Annotated in this window: 22 protein-coding genes; 9 read left to right on the forward strand and 13 right to left on the reverse strand. The window is 62.2% G+C overall.

The window, feature by feature from the left end; genetic code table 11:
- The first annotated feature begins 19 nt into the window (after positions 1-19).
- The gene (locus tag P9875_RS00460; RefSeq protein WP_255206200.1) at positions 20-406 is read left to right on the forward strand and encodes a type II toxin-antitoxin system RelE/ParE family toxin; all 387 of its coding nucleotides are present in this window, start codon (positions 20-22) and stop codon (positions 404-406) included.
- Positions 403-759: an addiction module antidote protein gene (locus P9875_RS00465; RefSeq protein WP_099403745.1), complete on the forward strand. Its 357-nt coding sequence runs from the start codon at positions 403-405 to the stop codon at positions 757-759. The genes P9875_RS00460 and P9875_RS00465 overlap by 4 nt, the downstream gene beginning before the upstream one ends.
- A gap of 7 nt (positions 760-766) precedes the next feature.
- On the opposite strand, the gene P9875_RS00470 is transcribed toward P9875_RS00465, so the two are convergent.
- On the reverse strand, positions 767-2,827 hold the full coding sequence (locus tag P9875_RS00470) for a UvrD-helicase domain-containing protein (protein WP_051991465.1): 2,061 nt from the start codon (positions 2,825-2,827) through the stop codon (positions 767-769).
- A gap of 209 nt (positions 2,828-3,036) precedes the next feature.
- Between P9875_RS00470 and P9875_RS00475 the strand changes: the two genes are divergently transcribed.
- Positions 3,037-3,522: an SRPBCC family protein gene (locus tag P9875_RS00475; protein ID WP_278317313.1), complete on the forward strand. Its 486-nt coding sequence runs from the start codon at positions 3,037-3,039 to the stop codon at positions 3,520-3,522.
- A 1-nt stretch (position 3,523) separates the two neighbouring features.
- Here the strand turns inward: P9875_RS00475 and P9875_RS00480 are convergent, their stop codons facing one another.
- Both P9875_RS00480 and P9875_RS00485 read right to left on the reverse strand, forming a co-directional pair.
- The gene (locus P9875_RS00480; RefSeq protein WP_278317314.1) at positions 3,524-4,645 is read right to left on the reverse strand and encodes an HD-GYP domain-containing protein; all 1,122 of its coding nucleotides are present in this window, start codon (positions 4,643-4,645) and stop codon (positions 3,524-3,526) included.
- Positions 4,646-4,811: 166 nt separating this feature from the next.
- On the reverse strand, positions 4,812-6,260 hold the full coding sequence (locus P9875_RS00485) for a dihydrolipoyl dehydrogenase (RefSeq protein WP_278317315.1): 1,449 nt from the start codon (positions 6,258-6,260) through the stop codon (positions 4,812-4,814).
- A 129-nt stretch (positions 6,261-6,389) separates the two neighbouring features.
- Between P9875_RS00485 and P9875_RS00490 the strand changes: the two genes are divergently transcribed.
- Complete coding sequence (locus tag P9875_RS00490; protein ID WP_278317316.1) at positions 6,390-7,280, forward strand: ArgP/LysG family DNA-binding transcriptional regulator; 891 nt, start codon at positions 6,390-6,392, stop codon at positions 7,278-7,280.
- A gap of 1 nt (position 7,281) precedes the next feature.
- On the opposite strand, the gene P9875_RS00495 is transcribed toward P9875_RS00490, so the two are convergent.
- Together P9875_RS00495 and hemE are read right to left on the reverse strand one after the other, a co-directional pair.
- The gene (locus P9875_RS00495; RefSeq protein ID WP_278317317.1) at positions 7,282-9,342 is read right to left on the reverse strand and encodes a primosomal protein N'; all 2,061 of its coding nucleotides are present in this window, start codon (positions 9,340-9,342) and stop codon (positions 7,282-7,284) included.
- Between the two features lie 841 nt (positions 9,343-10,183).
- Complete coding sequence (hemE, locus tag P9875_RS00500; RefSeq protein ID WP_035823084.1) at positions 10,184-11,269, reverse strand: uroporphyrinogen decarboxylase; 1,086 nt, start codon at positions 11,267-11,269, stop codon at positions 10,184-10,186.
- Positions 11,270-11,469: 200 nt separating this feature from the next.
- Between hemE and P9875_RS00505 the strand changes: the two genes are divergently transcribed.
- The 5 genes from P9875_RS00505 to P9875_RS00525 all read left to right on the forward strand — a co-directional run bounded on the left by P9875_RS00505 (position 11,470) and on the right by P9875_RS00525 (position 20,711).
- Positions 11,470-13,413 (forward strand): prolyl oligopeptidase family serine peptidase, encoded by a 1,944-nt coding sequence (locus P9875_RS00505; protein ID WP_278317318.1) that lies wholly within the window; start codon positions 11,470-11,472, stop codon positions 13,411-13,413.
- Positions 13,410-17,591 (forward strand): DEAD/DEAH box helicase, encoded by a 4,182-nt coding sequence (locus tag P9875_RS00510; RefSeq protein WP_099403739.1) that lies wholly within the window; start codon positions 13,410-13,412, stop codon positions 17,589-17,591. The genes P9875_RS00505 and P9875_RS00510 overlap by 4 nt, the downstream gene beginning before the upstream one ends.
- Before the next feature lie 55 nt (positions 17,592-17,646).
- Positions 17,647-18,135, forward strand: a complete 489-nt coding sequence (locus P9875_RS00515) for a hypothetical protein (RefSeq protein WP_099403738.1) — start codon at positions 17,647-17,649, stop codon at positions 18,133-18,135.
- Positions 18,136-18,304: 169 nt separating this feature from the next.
- Complete coding sequence (locus P9875_RS00520) at positions 18,305-20,158, forward strand: DUF885 domain-containing protein (protein ID WP_099403818.1); 1,854 nt, start codon at positions 18,305-18,307, stop codon at positions 20,156-20,158.
- A gap of 172 nt (positions 20,159-20,330) precedes the next feature.
- Positions 20,331-20,711 (forward strand): hypothetical protein, encoded by a 381-nt coding sequence (locus P9875_RS00525; RefSeq protein ID WP_070257795.1) that lies wholly within the window; start codon positions 20,331-20,333, stop codon positions 20,709-20,711.
- An 84-nt stretch (positions 20,712-20,795) separates the two neighbouring features.
- On the opposite strand, the gene tatC is transcribed toward P9875_RS00525, so the two are convergent.
- The 8 genes from tatC to hisA form a co-directional block, all read right to left on the reverse strand.
- Positions 20,796-21,551 (reverse strand): twin-arginine translocase subunit TatC, encoded by a 756-nt coding sequence (tatC, locus tag P9875_RS00530; RefSeq protein ID WP_035823092.1) that lies wholly within the window; start codon positions 21,549-21,551, stop codon positions 20,796-20,798.
- A complete protein-coding gene (gene tatB / locus P9875_RS00535; RefSeq protein ID WP_099403737.1) occupies positions 21,548-22,081 on the reverse strand; it encodes a Sec-independent protein translocase protein TatB in 534 nt (177 codons plus the stop codon). Before tatB ends, tatC begins: the two co-directional genes overlap by 4 nt.
- A gap of 48 nt (positions 22,082-22,129) precedes the next feature.
- Positions 22,130-22,366 carry a Sec-independent protein translocase subunit TatA gene (gene tatA, locus P9875_RS00540; RefSeq protein WP_099403736.1) on the reverse strand — a complete coding sequence of 79 codons (237 nt, stop codon included), beginning with the start codon at positions 22,364-22,366 and terminating at the stop codon, positions 22,130-22,132.
- 80 nt (positions 22,367-22,446) lie between these two features.
- Positions 22,447-22,818 carry a histidine triad nucleotide-binding protein gene (locus P9875_RS00545; RefSeq protein ID WP_035823096.1) on the reverse strand — a complete coding sequence of 124 codons (372 nt, stop codon included), beginning with the start codon at positions 22,816-22,818 and terminating at the stop codon, positions 22,447-22,449.
- Positions 22,819-22,833: 15 nt separating this feature from the next.
- Positions 22,834-23,205 carry a phosphoribosyl-ATP diphosphatase gene (locus tag P9875_RS00550; RefSeq protein WP_034753849.1) on the reverse strand — a complete coding sequence of 124 codons (372 nt, stop codon included), beginning with the start codon at positions 23,203-23,205 and terminating at the stop codon, positions 22,834-22,836.
- Positions 23,202-23,639, reverse strand: a complete 438-nt coding sequence (hisI, locus tag P9875_RS00555; protein WP_034753847.1) for a phosphoribosyl-AMP cyclohydrolase — start codon at positions 23,637-23,639, stop codon at positions 23,202-23,204. Before hisI ends, P9875_RS00550 begins: the two co-directional genes overlap by 4 nt.
- Before the next feature lie 34 nt (positions 23,640-23,673).
- On the reverse strand, positions 23,674-24,435 hold the full coding sequence (gene hisF, locus P9875_RS00560) for an imidazole glycerol phosphate synthase subunit HisF (RefSeq protein WP_099403735.1): 762 nt from the start codon (positions 24,433-24,435) through the stop codon (positions 23,674-23,676).
- 60 nt (positions 24,436-24,495) lie between these two features.
- A complete protein-coding gene (hisA, locus tag P9875_RS00565) occupies positions 24,496-25,269 on the reverse strand; it encodes a 1-(5-phosphoribosyl)-5-[(5-phosphoribosylamino)methylideneamino]imidazole-4-carboxamide isomerase (RefSeq protein ID WP_035823099.1) in 774 nt (257 codons plus the stop codon).
- Positions 25,270-25,292 lie beyond the last annotated feature (23 nt).

Raw genomic sequence — 25,292 nt, forward strand, 5'->3', positions numbered from 1 at the left:
ATGAGAACAAACGATTACAATGGACGTATCCACTTTGCCTGACCTGATCGACACGCGCAAGACGGCTGAATACCGGCGCTGGGAAGACTCGCTGCACGACGTGGCGGCGGCCGCCATCGATGCGCGCATCAAGCATTTGCAGCACGGTAAAAAGGGCGACTGGCGGCCAGTGGGCGAAGGCGTGTGCGAGCTGCGCTTTTTACAGACGGGGCCCGGCTGGCGCGTGTATTTTCACGAAACGAATCTGGGCACCCTGATCTTGCTGCTGCTCGGTGGCGACAAATCGAGCCAGCAACGCGATATCAAGCACGCGCAAGCAATTCTGAAAACATTGAAGGCCCAACAAGCGGCCATCCGGAAGCAAAAAGCAGCGGCAAGCCCATCGACAGGAGCACGAAAAAAATGAACGACCATACTGACGCTGACGGCTTTGACCTCGACGATCTGGAAGCATTAGGCCTGAGCAAATTTGATCCAACGCAACATCTGACCAGCAAGGCCACCGTGGCCGCCTACATGAGCGAAATCGTTGCCACCGGCAACGCCGAACTGTTCCAGTCGGCCATGAACGACGTGGTGCGCGCCTACGGCATGGGCAAGGTGGCGGCCCGGGCCGACATCACGCGTGAAGGCGCCTATAAAGCCTTGCGCGAAGGCAGCAAACCGCGCTTCGAAACCATTTTGAAGATGCTCGATGCGCTGGGCATGCAGCTGGCCATCGTGCCGAAAACCACGCCCGACGGCGCCGTGGAAGCGTGAACGCCGCTTAGCCCTTCGGCGCGGCCAGCAAGGCTTTCATGCGCGCCAGACGCTCTTTCGGCGAAATGACTTCCGCCTCCGTCGGCACGGCGTCGCCCACGTCGAGTTCCATTTCCTTGATGAAGCGCGACGGGTCGCAATGGACTTGCTCACCGGCCCGCTTGCGCTTCTTGCACCAGGTGATGTGCAAGGTGCGCTGGGCCCGCGTAATACCCACGTACATCAGCCGGCGCTCTTCCTGGATGCGTGCGGCGATGGTTTCGGCCGGCGCATCAGGATCGCCCTTGTGCGGCAAGATGCCCTCTTCCACGCCGACCAGAAACACGTGCGGAAACTCCAGGCCTTTCGACGCGTGCAGGGTCGACATGCGCACGGCATCCTGCTCTTCGTCCTTGCCCTCGAGCATGGTCATCAGGGCCACCATCTGCGTCAGTTCCAGCACGTTCTTTTCTTCGCCGTCGCGGTCCTTGCCGCCCCGGCCCCGCTCCTTGAGCCAGTTGACGAATTCCAGCACGTTCTGCCACTTGCTTTGCGCTTGGCGTTCTTCGAAAGCATCGTACAGATACGATTCGTAGTGGATTTCCTTCATCATGTCGTCCAGCACTTCGGCCGCGTTGTCGCCGCTGCCGGCCGCACCGGGACGGCTGGCGCGCGATTCGAGGTCGTTGATGAAGTTGCAGAAGTCGCGCAGCGGCCCCAGCTGGCGGTCCGTCAGCTTGGCCTCGATGCCGCCTTTGAACACGGCCTGGAACAGCGAGCACTGCCACTGCCCCGAAAACGCGCCCAGCACCTCCAAAGTCGACTGCCCCACGCCACGGCGCGGCGTCGTCACGGCGCGAATGAAGGCCGGGTCGTCGTCTTCATTGGCCAGCAGGCGCAGGTAGCTGATGATGTCCTTGATCTCGGCCTTGTCGAAGAAACTCTGGCCGCCCGAAATCGTGTACGGGATGCGTTCCTTGCGCAGACACTGCTCGATGATGCGCGCCTGGTGATTACCCCGGTACAGAATCGCGTAATCGGAAAATTTGTTCTTGCGTTCAAAATGGTCGGCCGAAATCATGATGGCGACCTGTTCCGCCTCCTGCTCGTCCGTCTGCATGCCCAGCACCTTAATCGGCTCGCCCAGGCCATGTTCCGACCACAGCGACTTTTCAAACAGCTTCGGGTTGTTGCCGATGACGGCATTGGCCGCGTTGAGCACGCGCATGGTGGAGCGGTAATTCTGCTCCAGCTTGATGACGCGCAGATCGGGGAAATCCGTTTCCAGGGTCTTCAGGTTTTCCACGGTGGCGCCGCGCCACGCATAGATTGCCTGATCGTCGTCGCCCACGGCCGTAAACATCGGCTTCTTGCCAATGCCCGTCACCATCAATTTCACCAGTTCGTACTGGCACGTATTCGTATCTTGGTATTCATCGACGAGCAGGTAGCGCAAACGGCGCTGCCACTTGTCGCGCACGGGGCCGTTGTTGCGGAACAATTCCACGGGCAAGCGGATCAGATCGTCGAAATCGACGGCCTGGTAGGCGGACAGCGTTGCCACATAGCTGCGATAGATGCGCGCCGCGTTGGCCTCATCTTCATCCTTGGCTTGCGCCAGGGCCATATCCGGGTCGATCAAGCCATTTTTCCACAGGGACATGGCGTTCTGGATGCCACGAATGACCTGTTTATCGGTGGTAATGGCGAGATCTTGCACGAGGGAAAAACAGTCATCGCTGTCCATGATGGAAAAGCGGTCTTTCAAGCCCACGCCATTGGCTTCCTGGCGCAGGATTTTCACGCCCAGCGAATGGAAGGTCGACACCGTCAACTGCTTGGCCTGGCGTGGCTGTTTCAACAGCTTGGCGATGCGTTCCTGCATTTCCAGCGCCGCCTTGTTGGTGAAGGTCAGCGCGGCGATGGTGCGCGGGTCGTAGCCTCGGTCTTCGATCAAATGGGCGATCTTTTGCGTGATCACGCGCGTCTTGCCCGAACCGGCGCCCGCCAGCACCAGGCAAGGGCCGTCGAGGTAGGTAACCGCTTCGCTTTGGGGCGCATTCAGACCGAACTGTGGTGCTTTGGACATCAGGGTATTTCCGCAGGGAACAGCAGCCCATTGTAACAGCGTCGCGTGGGCTATTTGCATGGCGGACCATGCCTGAAAAACAGGCAATGGCATTGATATATCGCCATATGCCGCCATCTTGACCGATGCAATGCGTGCGGCACGGCCACGCCTGGAGTACCATTCCGCCTATATCGCCCGTGCGCGCCCCCTTACCGAATGGCAGTCCCATGAAATTTGAACATCTGATTGAAATCAACGATCCTTTGAACCCGCTGATCGACACCTTGAGCCTGGAGCAAGTCTGGCGCGGCCTCGTCTTGCGCGCCGAGTCGCCCAAGCTGTTCGTGCCGCACCTCGATGAATGCCAGATCAGCGAGCGCAGCGATGCCGGTTTCGCGCGCAGCCTGCGCTATGGCGAGCTGGTCATCAACGACAGGGTGGTGCTGGTGCCGCAACTGCAGGTGCGCTACGAAGTGCCGGCGCAAAAGGACATCAGCGCCTCGTCATTGATCATGACCATCGAAATGCCCGATGAAGCGAGCATGTGGGTACGCTTCCAGTACGACGACGGCCACGACGCGGCCACCGATGCGGCCAACGCCCTGTACGACGACTTCCGCCGTTCCGCCTACAAGGAATCCGACATCGATACCGTGCGCATCATGCGCGAACTGGCAGTCGAAGGACGGCTGGATGCGGGTCTGTTGAACTAAATTACGCTCGCGCGCTGCGGCCCCATAGCTGATCAGGGCGAAACTGCAGTCCCGCCTGCTCCGCACTGAGCACTTCGCGGATGGCATGCAAGTCCACGCGCGTGTCGCGCCGCAGCGGCACGTCCAGGCGCGCGCCACGCGGACCGATCAGCGACTGCACGTGCGGCGTGGTGGCATTCAAGCCCTTGCGCGTGACGACACCGATTTCCCCATTCAGCAATTTGACGAAGGTGCCGACCGGATAGATGCCCAGCTCGCGCACCAGCAGCGACGCCAGCGGCGCATCGAGGGTGGCCTTGTCGGCCATCAGCATTTCGCGCAGGGCCACGTTGGGCAGCAAGGGCTGGCGGTAGCTGCGCTTCGAGACGCGCGCGCAATAGCGGTCGGCCAGCATGATCAGGCGGGCGCCGATGCCGATCGCCTCGCCTTGCGTGCCCAGCGGATAACCGCTGCCATCGATATTTTCATGGTGCTGCAACACGGCCTGCAGCCAGACGGCGTCCGTCACGCCCGCCGCGCGCAGCAGGTCGACACCGGCTTGCGGATGGGCGCGCAAATAGGCCCGTTCCTGCGCGTCCAGCGGCCCCGCCTTGTGCTGAAAATCCGCATGGCGTTCCAGCATGCCCACATTCATGCTCAGCGCGGCCAGCACCACGCTGCGGATCACGCCATCATCGAGCTTCAGGGCGCGCGCCAGCAAGGCCGTGATGACGGCCGTGTCGACGCTGTGGCGCACGGCAAAGTCGCCCGCGCCCTGGTTGTGCAGGATGCAGGCCAGCGCCACGTCGGCATCCAGCGCAACGGCCTCTTCCACCAGCTGCGCCAGCGGCGCGAGGGACAGGTGGCTGTCCGCCTTCCCGGCGGCAATGGCCGGCAAGACGAGGGCCAGGCCGGCCGTGACAAGGTTCAGCATGCGCAGCGCCGACGGCGCTTCCGTGGCCGTGCGCGGCACGTCGGCGCTGGTATCGGCGATGACGCCGCGCGCCAGCAGCAATGCGATCTGGTTCTCGCTGCTGATGACATGGCCCAGCCTGGCCAGCAAGCTGCCCGTTTCGCCATGCACGTCCCAGGGCAAAGCCACGCCGAGGGCCAGTTCTCCCGCATAAATGCGCCGAATTTTCACATCGTCTCCGTGTCATCGCCTGCCGCTACCCTTTTTACCATTACGGCATGGGCGGCATATACCAATTGAAATGTTTTTTGCTTTTAATCAATATTTCAATGTGGCAGCGATGATCGCGCAATCATGTGCGCTTGTCTACAAAATTATGTAAATCATAAAGTTGCCTTCAAGGTCCCGGTGTGCAATCAGCGCAGCCGGGCGCGTGTTCCGGGTCTTTTTCCAGGTGCAGCGCCAGTTCGCGCAAGGCCGTGCGCACGCCTTCCTCGATGACGGGATGGTAGAACGGCATGTCAAGCATGGCCGGCACCGTCAGCTGCGCCTGGCATGCCCAGGCCAGCAAATGGCCCAGGTGTTCCGCCCTTGGGCCGATCAGCTCGGCGCCGAGAAAACGCTTGCTGCCAAATTCCGCATACACGCGCAGCAAGCCCTGGTTTTGCAGCATCACGCGGCTGCGGCCCTGGTTGCCGAACGACACGGCACCGACGGCGAAGCGGCCCGCGTGGCTCACGCACAATTGCTGGTACGTGGCGCCCACGGTGGCGATCTGCGGTTCCGTGAAGGCGATCGTCAACGGCGTGCGGCGCAAGCCAGGTTTGACGTCAGGAAAACGCGCCGCGTTCTCCCCGGCGATGCGGCCCTCGTCGGCCGCCTCGGGCAGCAGCGGCAGTTCGTTGTCGGCATCGCCGGCGATGAAGATGGCGCTTTTGCCGCACTGCATGGTGTGCGGGTCATGCCGGGGAATGCCGTGGCGGTCGAGCTCGATTTGCGCCGTTTCCAGGCCGATCTTGTCCACGTTTGGCGCGCGGCCGATGGCGGCCAGCACATACTCGAACTGCTCGGTTTTTTCCACGCCGGCGCCATCGCTGCTGGTCAGCAGGATACCGTTGCCGTCAGGCGTTTTTTCCATGTGCGCGACCTTGGTCATGAAACGGATATCGAGTTCGCGCGCCAGCACGGCATCGGCCTCGCGCAGCACCAGCGGGTCCGTCAGCTGGGCGACTTTATTGCCGCGCGCAAACAGGGTCACGCGCACGCCCAGCCGCGCCAGCGCCTGGCCCAGTTCCAGGCCGATGACGCCGCTGCCGACCACGGCCACCGAGCTGGGCAAATCCGTCCATTCGAACACGGCGTCGCTGGTGATGACACGCTCACCGGCCGCTTGCCACTCGGGCGGCACGATGGGCGTGGAACCGGTGGCGATCACCACACTGGCCGCTTCCACCAGCGTGTGCTCATCCACCTGCAATGTGCCGGGGGAAATAAAACGCGCATGGCCGCGCAGTTTTTCGTCGTCGGGGATGGCGTTGACGCCGTCGAGCACGAAGCCGACAAAACGGTCGCGCTCACTGCGCACCCTGGCCATCACTTGCCGGCCATCGATGCGCACGGGGCCCGGATGCACGCCAAAACCGGGCGCGGCAGCCACGGCATGGGCCGCCTCGGCCGCCGCGATCAAGAGTTTGCTGGGCATGCAGCCCACCCTGGCGCAGGTCGTGCCGTACGGTCCGCTTTCGATCATCAGCACGCGCTTGCCCTGCATGCGCGCCGCCTTGTGCGCCGTCATGCCGGCCGTGCCGCTGCCGATCACGGCCACATCCACTTGTAGTGTTTTCATCGTGCTATCCATCCCACCGAGGTTGCTCACAGCGTTCGATACTACCCGTTTGCCGAAAATAAGGTTTTACTTTGCAGCAATATATGCATTAGTATAACTAATCATTTTCAAAATTTATAAGCTGAGCTAATGGGATCACTCGATTATCGCGCGCTGGCCGTGCTGGACGCCGTTGCCAGCCATGGCAGTTTCGACAAGGCCGCCCTGGCGCTGGGCATCACCCAGTCGGCCGTCTCGCAGCGCATCAAGGCGCTGGAAGACGCCAGCGGGCGATTGCTGATCATCCGTGGCCAGCCAGCCGTGCCGACGGGCCTGGGCCAGCGCCTGATCGTGCATCATCGCAACGTCAAGCTGATGGAAGCGTCGCTCGACATCGACCTGGGCAACAGCGTCAGCATGCCGGAAATCGCCATCGCCATCGATGCCGACAGCCTGGCCACGTGGTTCCCCGACACCTTGTCCGCCCTGCTGGCGCCGCCGCGCTGCCAGCTCGATGTGCGCCTGGCCGACAGCGACAGCGCCTTGCAGATGGTGCGCGACGGCTCCGTGTTTGGCTGCGTGGCAGCCGAGTCCGGCACAGCGATCGACGCGGCGGCCGCCACCAGCGTCACGCCGCTGGGCACCTTGCGCTATGTGTGCGTAGCAACACCCATGTTTGCCGGCCACTGGTTCGGCGATGGTTTTATTGCCGAGGCGGTGCAACTGGCGCCGGCCGTCGTGGGCCAGCACGGCTTGCTGGCGCGTTTCCTCGCTGAACAATTAAACATGCGCGAACCGTTTCCGCACCATACTTTACCGGTGGAAGCGGCGCGCCGCGGCTGCGTCCAGGATGGCCTGGCCTATGGCCTGATGCCGCAGCGCCTGGCCGCGCAGGCGCTGGCAACAGACCGTCTCGTGGATCTGATGCCGGGCAGCACCCTGGATGTGCCGCTGAGCTGGCATGCGTGGACCCTGGACACGCCGTTTACCAAGCTGCTGTCCGAGCAGATCGTCAAGTCGGCGCGCGACTACCTGATTTGATTTAAATATCCAGCGGGTCGACTTCCAGCGACCATTTCACGCGCGACTTCATGGCGCGCAGTTCCGCCAGCCATTCTTTTAAAAACGCCTGCAGGGCCGGCCGCGAGGGCGATTCCAGCAGCAGCTGGGCGCGGTCCACGTTGTAGACGCGCGTCATGCTCATGGGAATTGGGTCATTGATGGTCACCTGCGGGTGTGCCATGCATTCCTTGGCTGCCTGCAGGAACTCGATAGCGGTCGCCAACTCGGGCGCCTCGGCGCGCAGCAGGGCCTGGAACAGGTAGGGCGGCAGCGCCGCCTGCGCCCGCTCTTCCAGCAAGGTCGTGGCGAAATGGTCGTAATCGTGGTTGACGACGGCGTCGTACAGCGGATGGCGCGCATAGCGCGTCTGGATCAGCACCTCGGAAACGCTGCCGCCTTCCGTCTGCGCGGCGCGCCCGGCGCGGCCCGCCACCTGCATCAGTTGGGCGAACAACCGTTCGCTGGCCCGGTAATCCTGCGAAAACAGGGCCGTATCCGGGTTCAATATGCCGACCAGGGTCAGCTTTTTGAAATCGTGGCCCTTGGCCACCATCTGCGTGCCGATCAGAATATCGACTTCGCCGCGGTGCACGGTGTCGAACGCTTCCTGCGCGCTGCCCTTCTTGCGCGTGGAATCGGCGTCGATGCGCAAAATGCGCGCCTCGGGAAACAATTGCTGCAAGCCCTCTTCCACCCGCTGCGTGCCGCGTCCCAGCGGCTGCAGGTCGACGTTGCCGCAGGTGGGGCAATGGCGGGGAATGCGCAATTCCAGGCTGCAATGGTGGCAGCGCAAGCGGTGTTCGGGCTTGTGCAGCACCATGAACGAGGTGCAGCGCGTGCAATTGCTGATCCAGCCGCACGATTCGCAGCAGATGACGGGCGAATAACCGCGCCGGTTCAGAAACAGCAGCGACTGCTCCCCGCGCTCCATGCGCAGTTTTAATGCGGCTATCAGATGCGAAGTCAGGCCGTCTTTCGGCTTGTCGCGCTCCATGTCGAGGATCTTGACGCGTGGCAACACCGCATTTTTCACCGCCCGCTCGCGCAATTCCAGCTTGCGGTAGCGCCCCGTCTGCGCGTGGTGCCAGCTTTCCAGCGAGGGCGTGGCCGAACCGAGCACGATGGGAATTTGCAATTGCCAGGCGCGCCACACGGCCAGGTCGCGCGCGGAATAACGCAAGCCTTCCTGCTGCTTGTAGGATGGGTCGTGTTCCTCGTCGATGACGATCAGTTTGAGTTTCGGCAACGATGCCAGGATGGCCAGCCGCGTGCCGAGCACGATGCGCGCCTGGCCCTGGTGGGCGGCCAGCCAGTGCAGCATGCGCTCGCCTTCGGACAGGCTGCTGTGCAGGGTGGCCAGCATGACGCCGGGAAAGCGCGCGCGGATATTGCCTTCCAGCTGCGGCGTCAAATTGATTTCCGGCACCAGAATCAGGATTTGCGCATCATCCTCGCGCGCCAGCACCTGGGCGCAAGCTTGCAGATACACTTCCGTCTTGCCGCTGCCCGTCACGCCGTACAGCAGGGTCGGCTTGAACCCCTGTGCGCCGCCGATGGCGTCCGCCGCTTCCTGCTGCGCCGGGTTGAGCGCCGGCATGTTCAACGGCGTGCCGTCATGCGCGTCGGCCAGCTTGCCCAGCTTCTTGATGGCGCGGTCGAGCGCCACAGTGGTCAGCACGCGCAAGTTCTTCGGCAGACCCGGCAGCGCCACTTCACCGAGCGGGCGCTGGTAATAATCGGCGGCAAAGGCGGCCAGCGCCAGCCACTGTTCCGACAGGGGCGCCAGCTGGCTGCGCACGGCCAGCACATCCTTCAGTTTCGCGGCGGGCACGTCGGTGCTGCTTGAGATGCCGACGATCAGTCCCATCACTTCGCGCCGGCCGAACGGCACCAGCGCCAGCTGCCCCACTTGCGGCAGCGGCGCGGCGACGTCCGCGCCGGCATCCGCCACCGCCGCGTTCCAGCGGTAGTCGAACAGAGCGTTCAAGGGCGTGTCGAGCGCGATTTTCAGGATGCACGACGTCAAAATGCACTGCGACATGGAAGGTGGGCCTATCTGAATAAAAAAGCGCGCCGCAGGATCGATGGCGCGCGGGATGTCCGGCATCAAGCCAGCGGGCCATGATACTTGTTTCACCCATCAAACGCCTAACGCCAGGCGCGACAGCATGTCATCGTGCCTGAAGAAAATTCTGTGGATAACTTTGTGGACAAAGCAAAATTAACTTTCAGAAAAATGTGGATAGAAAATTTCGATCGCCGTCAAGAGCGGCACGCAAGAAAAATTAAGCATTTAAAATCAATGGCTTAAAAATTGATGCCCGGGAGGCTATAAATCCGGGGGGCATTTCCGCCGCTGTGCATAACTGAACCATTTGTAATGTATTTATACAGAAATCAGCAGCGTTTTTCGACGCCCGAGCGGGAAAAACAGCGGCAGCATGCGGCAAAGTTGACAATTGCCGGGCAAGCGTTCGTTTTTTGCTGCCGGGCGGCGAAACATTGTTCAATTATCATGCACTGCAACATGCACTTCAGGTGAAACCTGAACATCGACGCTAAGTATCGGTTAACAAAATACTTTTCAATTTTATCCACAGAATCTGTTGATAACTTTGTGGACAATGAAGGAATAAGGCAGGCGAACGAAAGAATAACCTTATCAATAGCAACAAAGTCCGCCGGACAATGCATTTTTTATGTCTTAATAATCAAGCACTTGCAGAGCGCCCCCGGGCATGGCTTTGACGCTGCCTCTTATTTCCGCAGCAAAAAAAATTGTGCATAAGTCGGTATTTCTTGCTAGGGCGAAGCAAAGAAAAAGGCAGGCTTCCGCTGGAAAGCCTGCCTTTTCCGTCCCTGCGCCAGGGGAAAACGGATACTTACTGGCCGCTGCGCATGGCGCGGCTCATGCTGTGCACGGCTTCCACCATGGCCTCCACGGATTCGGGCGGCGTGAACTGGGAAATGCCATGGCCCAGGTTGAATACATGGCCCGTGCCAGCCGATGGCGCGCCAAAGGCGTTGAGCACTTTCGCCACTTCGGCGCGGATCTGATCCGGGCTGGCGAACAGGATGGCCGGGTCGAGGTTGCCCTGCAAGCCCACTTTATGGCCGACCAGCTGGCGCGCGCGCGTCAGGTTGACGGTCCAGTCCAGGCCCACGGCATCGGCGCCGATGTCGGCGATCTGCTCGATCCACTGGCCGCCGCCCTTGGTAAACACGATGGCGGGAATCTTGACGCCATCCTTGTCGCGTTTCAATTGCGCCACCACTTGCTGCATGTAGGCCAGCGAGAATTCCTGGTAGGCGCCATCGGCCAGCGCACCACCCCACGAGTCGAAAATCATCACGGCTTGCGCGCCGGCATCGATTTGCGCATTCAGGTACTGCGCCACAGAGGTGGCGTTAATCGCCAGAATGTGGTGCATCAGGTCCGGGCGGTTGTACAGCATCTTCTTGATGGTATGGAACTCTTTCGAGCCGCCGCCTTCCACCATGTAGCACGCCAGGGTCCACGGGCTGCCGGAAAAACCGATCAGCGGCACGCGGCCATTGAGTTCCGTGCGGATTTGCGTGACGGCCTTGAAAACATAGTCGAGCGACTCCAGGTCCGGCACCTGCAATGCCTTCACGTCCTGCTCCGTGCGCAGCGGACGCTCGAACTTCGGCCCTTCGCCATCGGCGAAATACAGGCCCAGGCCCATGGCGTCCGGCACCGTCAGGATGTCGGAAAACAGGATGGCCGCGTCGAGCGGGAAACGCTCCAGAGGCTGCAAGGTCACTTCGGTCGCGTAATCGGGATTCTTTGCCAGGCCCAGGAAGGAGCCGGCCCGCTCGCGCGTGGCGCGGTATTCGGGCAGGTAGCGGCCCGCCTGGCGCATCAGCCAGACAGGCGTGTGCTCGGTCGGCTGGCGCAGCAGGGCGCGCAGGAAAGTATCATTCTGGAGCGGAGCAAATTGTGGCATGGAAGGCAATCAATAGCTTGAAGAAGCGGTATTATCGCATCCAATCGCCGCCAAATCATTGATTCCGGTGCCGCTTTGCAGCATTTGCCACGCACACCGATGACTTTCGTTGTGCCAGCCCTTCCATTATGATGATGCACGCCGCCGCGCGCCCTGACCCTGCCTGGCGGCCCTTGATCCCCTCACTACACGGAGCCCGCATGACCTCGACCGCATCCAGCACCCCTTATGGCATCTGGCCATCGCCGATCAGCGCGGCCATCGTCGCCGCCGGCGCCTCGCCGCTGACGCAGCTGGCCCTGGGCGGTGCGGATGGGGCCGATGTGTTCTGGCTGGCCGGACGCGCCAGCGAGGCGGGCCGCAACACCTTGCTGCGCCAGCGCGGCGCGCGTGTCGATGAACTGACGCCGGCGCCCTTCAATGTGCGCACCCGCGTGCATGAATACGGCGGCGGCGCATATGCCGTGGCCGGCGATAGCGTGTATTTCTCGCATTTCGCCGACAACTGCCTGTACCGCGTGGCTGGCGACGCCGTGCCCGAAGCGTTCACCACGGGCGGCAACACGCGCCATGCGGATTTCGTTGTTGACGCGGCCCGTTCCCGCCTGATCGCCGTGCGCGAGCAGCATCCGGAAGCAGGCCATGCGCAGCCGGAAAACTGCCTGGCCGCCGTCGGCTTCGACGGACGCGAAACGGTGCTGGCACGCGGCCACGATTTCTATGCGGCGCCGCGCCTGTCGCCGGACGGCAGCCAGTTGGCCTGGATCAGCTGGGATCACCCGCGCCTGCCGTGGCAAGGCACGGAACTGTGGCTGGCCAACGTGCATGCGGACGGCAGCCTCGGTTCGCCGCGCCTGATCGCCGGCGGCGCGCGCGAGTCGATTTGCCAGCCGGAATGGTCGCCGAACGGCTTGCTGCATTTCGTCTCCGACAGCAGCGGCTGGTGGAATCTGTACCGCCTGCATGGCGCCGACATCGAAGCCCTGTGCCCGATGGAAGCGGAATTTGCCACGCCGCACTGGACCTTTGGCGGCAGCATGTACGGCTTCCTTTCCGACGACGAGATCGTCTGCACGTATATCCAGGCCGGCATCAGCTACCTGGCGCAGCTGAACGTGGCGGCGGCCAAACTCGAGCCGATTCCCCACCCTTACCAGGAAATCCGCGAACTGCGCGTGGGCCCCGGCTTCGTCGCACTGCTGGGCGGCAGCCCCACCATTGCACTGGAACTGGCGCGCATCGATTTGGCTAATCATGAGCTGGAAGTGCTGGCGCAGTCGATCACGGCGCTGCCCGCGCTCGCTTATCTGTCCGTGCCGCGCAGCTTGAGTTTTCCTAGCAGCAATGGCCGCACGGCGTACGCCTTCTTTTATGCCCCCACCAATGGCGAGGTGCAGGCGCCGACAGGAACCTTGCCGCCCGTCATCGTCATCAGCCATGGCGGCCCCACCAGCATGGCCAGCAATACATTAAAGCTGGCGACGCAGTACTGGACCAGCCGCGGTATCGGCGTGCTTGACGTCAACTATGGCGGCAGCAGCGGTTTCGGCCGCGAATACCGCGACGCGCTGCGCGGGCAATGGGGCATCGTCGACGTGGAAGACTGCATCGCCGGCGCGCGCTATCTGGCCGCCAACGGTCTGGCCGACCCCGAGCGCCTGATCATCCGCGGCGGCAGCGCGGGCGGCCTGACGACCCTGTGCGCGCTGACCTTCCACGACGTCTTCAAGGCGGGCGCCAGTTACTATGGCGTGTCCGACCTGAAGGGCCTGGACAACGATTCGCACAAGTTCGAATCGCGCTACACGGACTACCTGATCGCTTCGCAGCCGCAAGCCGAGGCGCTGTACCTTGAGCGCTCGCCCATCCACCACACGGATAAACTGTCGCGCCCGATGATCTTCTTCCAGGGCCTCGACGACAAGGTCGTGCCGCCACAGCAGTCGCAGCTGATGGTCGACGCCTTGCAGGCGCGCGGCGTACCCGTCGCGTATGTCCCGCTCGAAGGCGAGGGCCACGGCTTCCGCAAGGCGGAAAACATCGTGCGCACCCTGGACGCGGAACTGTATTTCTACCAGCGCGTGTTCGGCCTGCCCGTAGCGGCCGGCGAGCCTCCCGTGCATATCGCCAATTTGCCCGCATGACCGAGCAGCACGCAGAGCAGCACCTGCTGGACGAGTTCGCCGCACTGGAGCAGCACGAACGGATGATCCTGGCCTTGCTGGCGATCACGGGCGAACCGGTGGGCAAGCATGCCGTGTATGAACACTTGCAGCGCGCCAATGTCGTCGAGCCGGACGGCACGCCGTTTTCCCTGCTGGTGGTGACCAACATGCTGCAGCGGCTGACGCGTCTGGCGCTGGCCAGCGAGGTGGTGGGACGGGGTTTTGCCTGCGAAGCGAGGCTGCGCTGGCCTGCCATGCGCGCCGCCATCGAGCACCTGGTGTTTCGCGACCTGTGCCAGGCCATCGAGCTGATCAATCCCGTGCGCCGCAACTGGGATGGCTATGTGGAATTGCGCAGCTACCGGCAAGGCGTGGCGCGCCTGCGCATCGCCCTCTTGCGCAATGACGAGGTGCGCCACGTGGCCGCCATCCTGGCTGCCTGCATGGCGTGCTATGAAGCGCAGCAGCTGCATCCGCTGATCGAGATTTTCGGCCGCCCGTTCGAACCGGAAATGTTGTCTTTCGTCATGCCGCAACTGCAGGATGACATCCTGGCCGTACTACTGGGCAATGCGCCGCGCGAGCCGGCCACGGCGCACGCCATCCGCACGTACGCGCGCGCCCACCATGCGCGCCAGGCGGCCGCCGGCGACCATATCGGCGCTGCCTTGCCGCTGGCCCTGGCCGAAGACGCCCTGCTATGCGGCGAACTCGACGCGGCCGCCCGCTACCTGGCGGGCCAGCAGGGGCCGCAGGCGCTGTTTGTCGACAGCAGCATCGCTCTGTTGCGCGGCGAACATGCACACGCCGTGGCGGGCTTCGAGACAGCCTTGAAAGGACTGCGCAAGGAAGCAGGCAAGCGCAAGCTGTGCTTTACGGGCATCGGCGGCCACCTGTACGTGCTGGCCTTGCTGCGCGGTAACGACGCCAAGCTGCTGAAAAGCGCGGAAACCTATCTCGATATTGCCCTGCACGCGCAGCCGAACCACGACAGCATCGTCTACCAGCAACTCAATACCTTGCGCCTGGTGCGCGCCGGCGTGCAACTGGCGGAAAGCATTCCCACGCGCAGCTGGGAAACGGCACTGCAGGCGCAACTGTTCCAGGGCTTGCTGTACTACTGGCTGGCGCTACCGCAATTGAGCGAACGCAAGGACCAGCTGCGGTCGCTGGTGCAGCAAGCGGACGCGGCCGGCTACGACCTGATCGCCGCGCAAGCGGCCGGCTTGCTGGGCTTGATGGGCGAGCCGCAGCAAGAGCGCTATGCCACAGCCAAGCGGGCGCAACATGGCTTGACGGACATGGCGCCGTGGTTCGAGCGCCAGGAAGCGTGGCAGCGCCAGCTGAGCGCGCTGATCAACCTGCAGCAGAACGCGCCCGCCGAAGCGCTGGGCGGCGTCTCGCGCCTCGTGTGGCTGGTGGCGTTCGACCCGCGCTTTGGCCTCACGGCCGTGGAAGTGCGCGAGCAGAAACGCGATGCACGGGGCGGCTGGAGCAAGGGCCGCGCCATGGGCTTGAAACGCCTGGCCGAAGAGGCGGGTGACATCGATTTCCTCACGCCGCAAGACGCCCGCGCGGCGGGCAGCATCGCGCCGTTCAAACAATACTATTCGTCGGCGCCGCGCTATGAAATCGAACTGGACAAGGCCGCCGTCTTGCTGGTGGGCCACCCGCTCGTCTTCTGGCTCGATCACCCCGACACGAGAGTGGAACTGATCGCCGGCGCGCCCGAGCTCCTGATCAAGTCGCACGAGGGACAGCTGTGGCTGGGCATGCAGCCGCCATTGCCCGACAACGGCAGCAATGTCGTGGTGCAGCGCGAGACGCCGACGCGCTTGCGCGTGGTGCACATCCTCGACGAGCACCGGCGCATCGGCGCCATCGTGGGCCTGGGCCTGTCCGTGCCCCTGCATGCGGAAAAACAGGTGATGCAGGCGATCGGCGCCATCTCGTCCATGGTCACGGTGCAATCCGATATCGGCGGCGGCGCCGGCGCCGCGGAAGCAATCACGGCCGACCACCGCCTGCACGTGCATTTGCTGCCCTACCAGCAAGGCCTGAAAATGCAGATTTTAGTACGCCCGCTGCTCGACAACGGCGCCTATTACGCGCCGGGCAGCGGCGCCGAAAGCGTGTTTGCCGATGTGGCGGGCCGGGCCGTGCAGGCGCGGCGCGACCTGAACGCGGAACGCGAGGCGCAGCGCCAGCTCATCGGGCGCTGCCTGGTGCTGGAAGAGGCGCAAGAAGAGCATGGCGAATGGCTGCTGGGCCAGCCTGCGCTGGGCCTGCAACTGCTGGTCGAGCTGCAGGCGCTCGATCCCGCCGGCATGGTATTGGCGTGGCCCGAAGGCGAAACCATGCGCGTGTCGAAACGCATCGACAGCGGCCAGATGCGCTTGAACATCAAGAGCGAAAAAGACTGGTTTGCCGCCAGCGGCGAAGTGCAGATCGACGAAGACAAGGTGATGGATTTGCGCGCCCTGCTCGACTTGATGCAGAACAATAAAAGCCGCTTCGTGGCGCTGGGCGACAACCAGTTCCTCGCGCTCAGCGACGAATTGCACCGCCGCCTGTCCGAGCTGGCCGCGTATGGCGAGACACATGCCGATGGCGTGCACATCCACCCGCTGGCCGCCTTCGCGCTGGAAGAGCTGGCCAACGATGCGGGCGGCGTGAAGGCCGACAAATTGTGGCGCGAACACTTGCTGCGCCTGCGCGCCCTCGACGACTATCAACCGCAACTGCCTAGCACCTTGCAGGCGGACTTGCGCGACTACCAACTGGCCGGCTACGAATGGCTGGCGCGCCTGGCGCACTGGGGCGTGGGCGCCTGCCTGGCCGACGACATGGGTCTCGGCAAGACTTTGCAGGCGCTGGCGCTGATCCTGGCGCGCGCGCCGAACGGCCCGACCCTGGTGGTCGCCCCCACGTCCGTCTGCATGAACTGGATCAGCGAAGCGCAGCGTTTTGCGCCCACCTTGAACATCAAGCTGTTCGGCAGCGGCGACCGCGCCGACATGCTCGATACCTTGCAACCGTTCGACGTGGTGGTGGCCAGCTACGGCTTGCTACAGCAGGAAGCCACCCTGTTTGCCGGCGTGCGCTGGCATACGATCGTGCTTGACGAAGCGCAAGCCATCAAGAATGGCGCCACCAAGCGCTCGCAAGCCGTGATGGCCCTGCAAGGGGACTTCCGCATGGTGGCCAGCGGCACGCCGCTGGAAAATCATTTGGGCGAATTGTGGAATCTGTTCCGTTTTATTAACCCGGGCTTGCTGGGCACCCTCGACCAGTTTAATTTGCGCTTTGCCGGTCCCATCGAGAAGGATCAGGACAAGCGGGCGGCGGCCGGCGCGCGCTTGCGCTTGCGCCGCCTGATCGCACCCTTCATCCTGCGCCGGACCAAGACGCAAGTGCTGTCGGAGCTGCCATCGCGCACGGAAATCGTGCTGGAAGTGGAATTGTCGCCGCAGGAAACGGCACTGTACGAATCCTTGCGTCGCGAAGCGCTGGAAAAGCTGGCCATGGTGGAAGGGCCGGCATCCAAGAAGGCCATCCAGATCCTGGCCGAGATCATGAAGCTGCGACGCGCCTGCTGCAATCCGCAACTGGTGGCGCCGGAGCTGGGCCTGGCCAGCAGCAAGCTGGCGGCGTTCGCGCAACTGCTGTCGGGCTTGCTGGAAAACCGCCACAAGGTGCTTGTCTTCAGCCAGTTCGTCGACCATTTGACCCTCATTCGCCAGCACCTGGAGCAGCATGGCGTCAGTTACCAGTATCTCGACGGCAGCACGCCCATGCAGGAGCGCAAGCGCCGGGTCGACGCCTTCCAGGCGGGCGAAGGCGATGTCTTCCTGATCAGCCTGAAGGCGGGCGGCATGGGCATCAATCTGACGGCCGCCGATTACGTGATCCACATGGACCCGTGGTGGAACCCGGCCGTGGAAGACCAGGCCTCGGACCGCGCCCACCGCATGGGGCAATTGCGCCCCGTCACCATTTACCGGCTGGTGGCCAAGCACACGATCGAGGAAGGCATCGTCGAATTGCATCAGCACAAGCGCGACCTGGCCGACAGCTTATTGGAAGGCAGCGACGCGGCCGCGCGCATGTCGGCCCATGACATGCTAGGCATGCTGCAAGAGGGCTTGAAAAAATGAACGGCGAAGCCGCGTTCCATGCGATGATCGTTTTTCCGTTTTTCTTTCCTGCCCCATGACCGACTATATCGCCACCAGCGCCGGCCAGCGCGCCACTTTTTTGTGCGGCAAATCCTGGACCGCCTACGTCAGCACCTTCCTGATCGCCGTGCTGCTGTTTTTTGCCGCCCTGCCGCTGGCCTTCAAGTACAACGCGCGCGCCGCCTTCGTCGTGCTGATCGGCTCGGCCCTGATCGTCGGCTACCGCCTGCTGACGATCCGCAGCTACCAGCTGTACCTCGATGAGGCGGGCGTGTGGCTGGCCTCCGGTATCTTGCCGTGGAAAAAGAAACTCACGGGCGTGAAATGGCGCGACATGGATGAAGCCGTCTATGAAACGAACTTCTGGAGCTGGCTGTTCCAGTCCTACACGGTGCGCGTCAGCCAGCGCTACACGCAGGAAACGGAAATCCACGCCACCGGCATGGCGCGCGGCAAGGATGCCGTGGCGGCCATCAATGCGCGCCACCAGGAACTGCTGCACGGCAGCGCCATCGTCGTCTAGCGCCGCGCGCTCCCGGCGCAAAAAACTGCGCAGCGGCGGAAATTAATGCTAATCTTTGGGCCGCCCAGGCAAGCAAGGCCAACCTTTCAATAGTTGTTTGTTACTTATATTATCAGTTTATTATTTTCTGATGAGGACAAACGACAAAATATTCAAGAGATAAACTATGCTGATAAAAAATAAAGTTGCGCTCGCCGCATTGATGATGGCGTTTACCCTGACACCGGCCAGCGCCGCCAAGAAGCCGCAGAAAAACGGCAAGGCCAGCAGCAGCAAGAAGAAAACCGTCGGCAAGAAAGCGGCCGTCGTCACGGCGGCCACGGCAGCCACGGTCGCGGCCGTCGCCAGCGAGAACAGCAGCGACCGTTCCATGAATAACCTGAGCGGCCAGTTCCTCACGGCCCTGTGGCGCCTGGATCCGGAAAGCGCGATTTCCGTCGGCAAGTACGATGGCGCCGCCAACCTGAGCATTCCCGACGCGGCCAGCCGCCAGAAGCAACTGGCCTTCATCGAAGAATGGCTGGGCAAGTTCGGCAAGCTGAATGCCGGCAAAATGTCGGACAAGCAACGTACCGACCTGGCCTTGCTGACGAATAAACTGCAATCGGACCGCTGGTACCTGACCACCTTCCGCGAATTCGAATGGAATCCCGCCCAGTACAACGTGGCCGGTTCCATCGACTTCATCCTGAACACGGAATACGCGGCCCAGCCGCAGCGCCTGCGCACCTTGCTCAAGCGCATCGCCACCGTGCCGCAATACTATGCGGCCGCGCGCGCCAGCATCGTCAACCCCACGCGCGAACACACACAGCTGGCCATCGCCCAAAGCGCCGGCGTGCTCAGCGTGCTTGACGACCTGAACAAGACGGCGCAGGGCTCCATCCTGACGCCAACGGAAAAACAGCTGTACAACGCGCGCATCGCCGCGGCCCGCACGGCCGTGCAAGGCTACGCGGCCTGGCTGACGGAACAAGATGCGGCACTGGCGCAGAACGGCAACGCGCGCTCCTTCCGCATCGGCAAGGAGCTGTACGAACAGAAATTTACCTACGATATCCAGGCCAGCGTGAGCGCCGAGCAGATGTACCAGAAAGCCCTGGCCGCGCGCGAAAAGCTGCTCGAGCACATGGATAGCCTGTCCGACGAGCTGTGGGTGAAAACCATGGGCGCCACGGCCAAGCCAGCGGACCGCACGGCGAAGATCGGCATGGTGATCGACAAGCTGTCCAGCAACCACGTGGCAGCCGCCGATTTCGTGCCGGAAATCCGCCGCCAGATTCCCGAACTGCAGGCATGGGTCACCAGCCACAACCTGCTGACGATGGACCCGAAAAAGCCCCTGGTCGTGCGTGAAACTCCGGCCTACCAGCGCGGCGTGGCCGGCGCCAGCATCGAGGCGCCCGGCCCGTATCGCCCGCAGGACCGCACTTATTACAACGTGACGCCGCTCGATGGCGAAACGCCGGAACAGGCGGAAAGCAGCTTGCGCGAATACAACCACTGGATCTTGCAGATCCTGAACATTCACGAAGCCATTCCCGGCCACTACACGCAGCTCGTGTACGCCAACAAGTCGCCGTCCTTGGTCAAGTCCATCTTCGGCAATGGCGCCATGATCGAAGGCTGGGCCGTGTATGGCGAGCGCATGATGCTCGAATCTGGCTATGGCAACAACGCGCCGGAAATGTGGCTGATGTACTCGAAGTGGAACTTGCGCAGCGTCACCAACACCATCCTCGACTACAGCGTGCACGTGCTGGGCATGACGGAAGCGCAAGCGCTCGACCTGCTGACGCGCCAGGCCTTCCAGACCCAGCGTGAAGCCAAGGAAAAATGGCGCCGTGTGCAGCTGAGCTCGGTGCAACTGACCAGCTATTTCAGCGGCTACAGCGAAATCATGGACTTGCGCGAACAGCGCAAGCAGGCGCTGGGCAACAAGTTCGTGCTGAAGGATTTCCACGAGCAATTCCTCAGCTACGGCAGCGCGCCCGTGAAAGTCATCAAGGAACTGATGAATTAAGCGGTACGCCTTCATACCTTGCAAAGGGCGCCGCGGCGCCCTTTTTGCATGCGTTTGCGCTGCCGCAAACCACCGGCATGCCGCTCCATTAAGCTGACGGGAAGGCAAGCGCCACCGTACTCCTCACTGGCAATTGCCGATTTTCCTGCTAGGCTGGATATCAGGAGCGTCCATGCATATGCCCATCCAGTTCGACACCCTCGATTACGCCAAACGCCTCGCCTCGGCCGGCGTACCCACGCAGCAGGCGGAAGCCCATGCCACGGCCTTGGGCGAAGTACTGGGTTCGGCCGTGGTCGTGCATGGCGAACTGGCGGCCCTGGAGCGCAATCTGCTGGGGGAAATCAAGCTGGTGGCGCAAAAGGTCGATACCAGAGTGGATGCACTGGAACTGAAATTCGATACCAGAATAGATGCACTGGAGCAAAAATTCGACGCCCGCCTGGAACGTCTGGACTTGCGCCATGGCGCGGACATGAAGCACGTCTATTGGATGATGAGCACCCTGATCCTGCTGAACCTGGGCATCCTCAGCAAACTGATGCTGCAGTAAGCACTCACCAAGTGACTGCCCAAAGAAAAAGCCGCTGCTCACGAAAGAGGCCAGCGGCTTTTGCTTGCGCGTATTGCAAATCGTCTAGGACGCTTCTTCCGGTGCCTGGGTTGCCTTGACGAAGATGGGCGCCACCAGCAAGCCCAGCTCGAACAGCAGGCACATCGGGATGGCCAGCGAGAACTGGCTGACCACGTCCGGCGGCGTGACGATGGCGGCAATCACGAAGGCGCCCACGATGATGTAGGGACGCACTTCCTTGAGTTTCGCGATGGAAACCAGTCCCATGCGCACGAGGATCACCACCACCACGGGCACTTCGAAGGTGGCGCCAAAGGCCAGGCACATCGACATGACGAAATCGAGGTAGTTTTCAATATCGGGCGTTACCGCGATCGACGAGGGCGAAAAGTCGCTGATGAAGTGGAAGACGCGGCCAAACACAAAGAAATAGCAGAAGGCCACGCCGGCCATGAACAACAGGGAAGACGAGATGACCAGCGGCGCGATCAGGCGTTTTTCATGCGTGTACAGGCCGGGGGCGATAAACGCCCACATCTGGTACAGCACCCAGGGCAAGGCGACGATGAAGGCGATCACCAGGGTCACTTTCATCGGCACCAGGAAGGGCGAGATAACGCCGGTGGCGATCATTTTCGAGCCGGCCGGCAGCGAGGCGATCATCGGCGCGGCAATAAAATCATAGATATGCGAAGGGCCGGGCCAGTAAAACAGCACGGCGCAGACGACGGCGATACCGATCGAGGCCTTGACCAGGCGGTTGCGCAGCTCGACCAGATGCGAGATAAAAGTTTCTTCCACCGGGGATTTGCTACTCATGAGTAAAAGGAGGAGGAACTGGCGCGCGGACGGAAGCGCGCCACGCGGGCGGCCGCCGACTGCACGTGCAGCTTGCCGCCGTGGCGCTGCTTGTACCAGCCAGGGATGGCGGAATTGCGCACCAGCTTCTTGCGGCGGAATTCGCGCGCCTTGCGGGCCAGGTCTTCATTGGTGGCGCGCAGCATGGCTTCATGGGCATCGTGATGCACATCATACGAGCTCGAATCGCCGCGCCAGGCGTTTTCCACCTCGGCCAGGTTGCCGGAGATCGAGTTTTCCACGCCATGCATGGATTTCTCCACGCTTTGCTTGACGGAATGGGCCGCATCCTGCACTTCCTTCTGCAGGTTTTTCAGCTCTTCCATTTCAATTTCGCGCGAGACTTCGGATTTCACCTGGTTCAGGTAGCGTTGCGCGCGGCCATACAGAGTACCGGCCATGCGCGCCACTTTCGGCAACTTTTCAGGGCCGATGACTATCAACGCAACCACGCCGATGATGGCGATTTTAGAGAGACCGAGATCGATCATAAGCGGACAAGGGCTGTTACCGGACGAGGCAAGCGCCCCGCCACGCTATCAGAACTTGCTTTTCTCTTTCGTCTCGACGTCGATGGTGCTTTTGTCGGCCACTTGCGATGGCGCAGCAGGAGGGGGATTAGCTGCCGGGGCGTCATCTTCGCCCTTGACGCCATCCTTGAAGCCTTTGACGGCCTTGCCGATATCACCGCCGATATTGCCCAGTTTCTTGGTGCCGAAGACCAGCATGACGATGACCAGAACGATTACCCAGTGCCAAATACTCAATGAACCCATCACATTCTCCTTGCGGGACGGTGCCCGAATAGCGTCAACCAATGCCGGTAGTATACACGTGAACCCGGCGCGCAGCGAAATCAGTGTTGACCGCGCCAGGGACGGGGACCGCCGTACACATGCATGTGCAAGTGATACACCTCTTGCCCGCCGTTCGGGCCGCTGTTGAGCATGGTCTTGAAGCCGCCGGCAGGCGTGCCATCGGCGTCATACGTGACGGCGCAGCCAAACTCGGCAGCGAGTTTCGGCGCCAGGCGCAGCAGCTTGCCCAGCATGTCCGTATGGCTGTCGTCGCAGTCGGACAGGCTGGCCACGTGGCGTTTCGGGATCAGCAGCAGGTGCACGGGGGCGGCCGGGTTGATATCCTTGAAGGCCAGCAAGTCCTCGTCCTCATACACGATGGACGCAGGAATTTGTTTTGCAGCAATCTTGCAGAAAATACAGTTATCCACGCACGCTCCAGTAGGTCAGTGTTTGTCTGTTTCGCCGGCGTCGCGCAATTCATCCTTGCGTGCCGCCTTTTCTTCCAGGCCGGACAAGCCTTCGCGGCGCGCCAGCTCGTCGAGCACCTGCTGCGGCGTCAGGTCGAACTGCGCCAGCATCACCAAGCTGTGAAACCACAGGTCGGCGCATTCGTACAGGACCTTCGACGGGTCGTTGTCGCGGCGCGCATCCTTGGCGGCCATCACGGTTTCCGTCGCCTCTTCGCCGATTTTTTTCAAAATCGCATCGTCGCCCTTGGCAAACAGGCGCGCGACATACGAGGTGGCGGGGTCGCCACCGTTGGCCAGCTTGCGCGATTCGATCACGGCGGCCAGGCGCTTCAGGGTTTCACTCATTTGCTCTTGCTTTCCGCGTAAATCGTCTCAGGATCTTTCAGGACGGGGTCGGTGACTTGCCATTCGCCCGTTTTTTCATCGCCTTCAAATTTCTGGAAGAAGCACGAGTGGCGGCCCGTATGGCAGGCGATGCCGCCCGCCTGCTCGATTTTCAGCAAGACCACGTCTTCGTCGCAATCGAGGCGGATTTCCAGCACCTTTTGCGTGTGGCCCGATTCTTCGCCCTTGTGCCACAGTTTCTTGCGCGAACGGCTCCAGTACACGGCTTCGCCCAGCTCCACCGTGCGCGCCAGCGCGTCGCGGTTCATCCAGGCAAACATCAGCACGTCATTGCTGCCCGCTTCCTGCGCGATCACGGGCACGAGGCCGTGCTCGTCCCATTTGACCTTTTTCAGCCACTTGGCATTGCTTGCTACGATGGTTCCGTTTTGCATGTTCTTCTATCCTGCTGATATTGACTGCTGCTATTTACGCCAGGCGCATGGGAATGCCCTGCTGCGCCATGAACCGCTTGGCTTCCTGCACCGTGTGCTGGCCATAGTGGAAGATGCTGGCGGCCAGCACGGCGTCCGCGCGGCCCACCTTGATGCCGTCGACCAGGTCTTGCAAGCCGCCCACGCCGCCCGAGGCGATCACGGGAATGCTGACGGCGTCGGACACGCCGCGCGTCAGGCCCAGGTCGAAGCCGACCTTGGTGCCGTCGCGGTCCATGCTGGTGAGCAAGATCTCGCCGGCGCCCAGGCTTTCCATTTTACGCGCCCATGCGAACGCGTCCAGGCCCGTGGCGGTGCGTCCGCCATGGGTAAACACTTCCCACTTGCCGGGCGACACTTGTTTGGCGTCGATGGCGACGACGATGCATTGCGAGCCGTGCTTTTGCGACGCCTCAAACACCAGTTGGGGATTCGTCACGGCCGAGGTGTTGATGCTGACCTTGTCGGCGCCCGCGTTGAGCAGCCGGCGCACGTCTTCCACCACGCGCACGCCGCCACCCACGGTCAGCGGAATGAACACTTGCGACGCCACGGCTTCGATGATGTCGAAGATCAGGCCGCGGTTGTCGCTGGACGCGGTAATGTCGAGGAAAGTGATTTCGTCGGCGCCCTGCTCGTCATAGCGGCGGGCGATTTCCACCGGGTCGCCGGCATCGCGCAATTCCGTGAAATTGACGCCTTTGACGACGCGGCCATTGGTCACGTCGAGGCAGGGGATGATACGTTTTGCAAGCATGATGGTATCCAGATTGTCGCCAGGCCGGGCGTGCGCAGGCACGCTCCCGGCCGGGCTGGCTTAAACGGCGGCGTCGGTCAGTGCGTCGGCGCGTTCTTGCGCCTGCGCCAGGTCGATCGTGCCTTCATAGATGGAACGGCCGCAGATCACGCCTTCGATGCCTTCGGCCTGGACCGCGCACAGCGCTTCCACGTCGCCGATATTGTGCAGGCCGCCCGAGGCGATGACGGGGATCTTGACGGCTTGCGCCAGCTTGACGGTGGCGTCGATATTGATGCCGCCCATCATGCCGTCGCGGCCGATGTCCGTGTAAATGATCGATTCGACGCCGTAGGCTTCGAATTTTTTCGCCAGGTCGATCACTTCGTGGCCCGACATCTTGCTCCAGCCATCCGTTGCCACTTTACCATCCTTGGCATCGAGGCCGACGATGATGTGGCCGGGGAAGGCGCTGCAGGCATCGTGCAGGAAGCCGGGGCTTTTCACGGCCGCCGTGCCGATGATGATGTAGGTAATGCCGGCGTCGAGGTAGCGCTCGATGGTGTCGAGGTCGCGGATGCCGCCGCCCAGCTGCACGGGGATTTCCTCGATGTCGTTTTCCACGGCGAAATCCTGCACGGCTTTCAGGATGGCCTTGACGGCGCCTTCATTCTTCGGCTTGCCGGCAAAGGCGCCGTTCAGGTCGACCAGGTGCAGCCGGCGCGCGCCTTGCATCAGCCAATGGCGGGCCATGTCGGCCGGGTCTTCGGAAAATACGGTGGCAAGTTCCATATCGCCTTGTTTCAGGCGTACGCAGTGACCGTCTTTGAGGTCGATGGCGGGAATGAGCAGCATGGTCAGTGTGATTTAAAAGTGAG

The organism is Janthinobacterium rivuli (assembly GCF_029690045.1).
Taxonomy (GTDB): Bacteria; Pseudomonadota; Gammaproteobacteria; order Burkholderiales; family Burkholderiaceae_D; genus Janthinobacterium; species Janthinobacterium rivuli.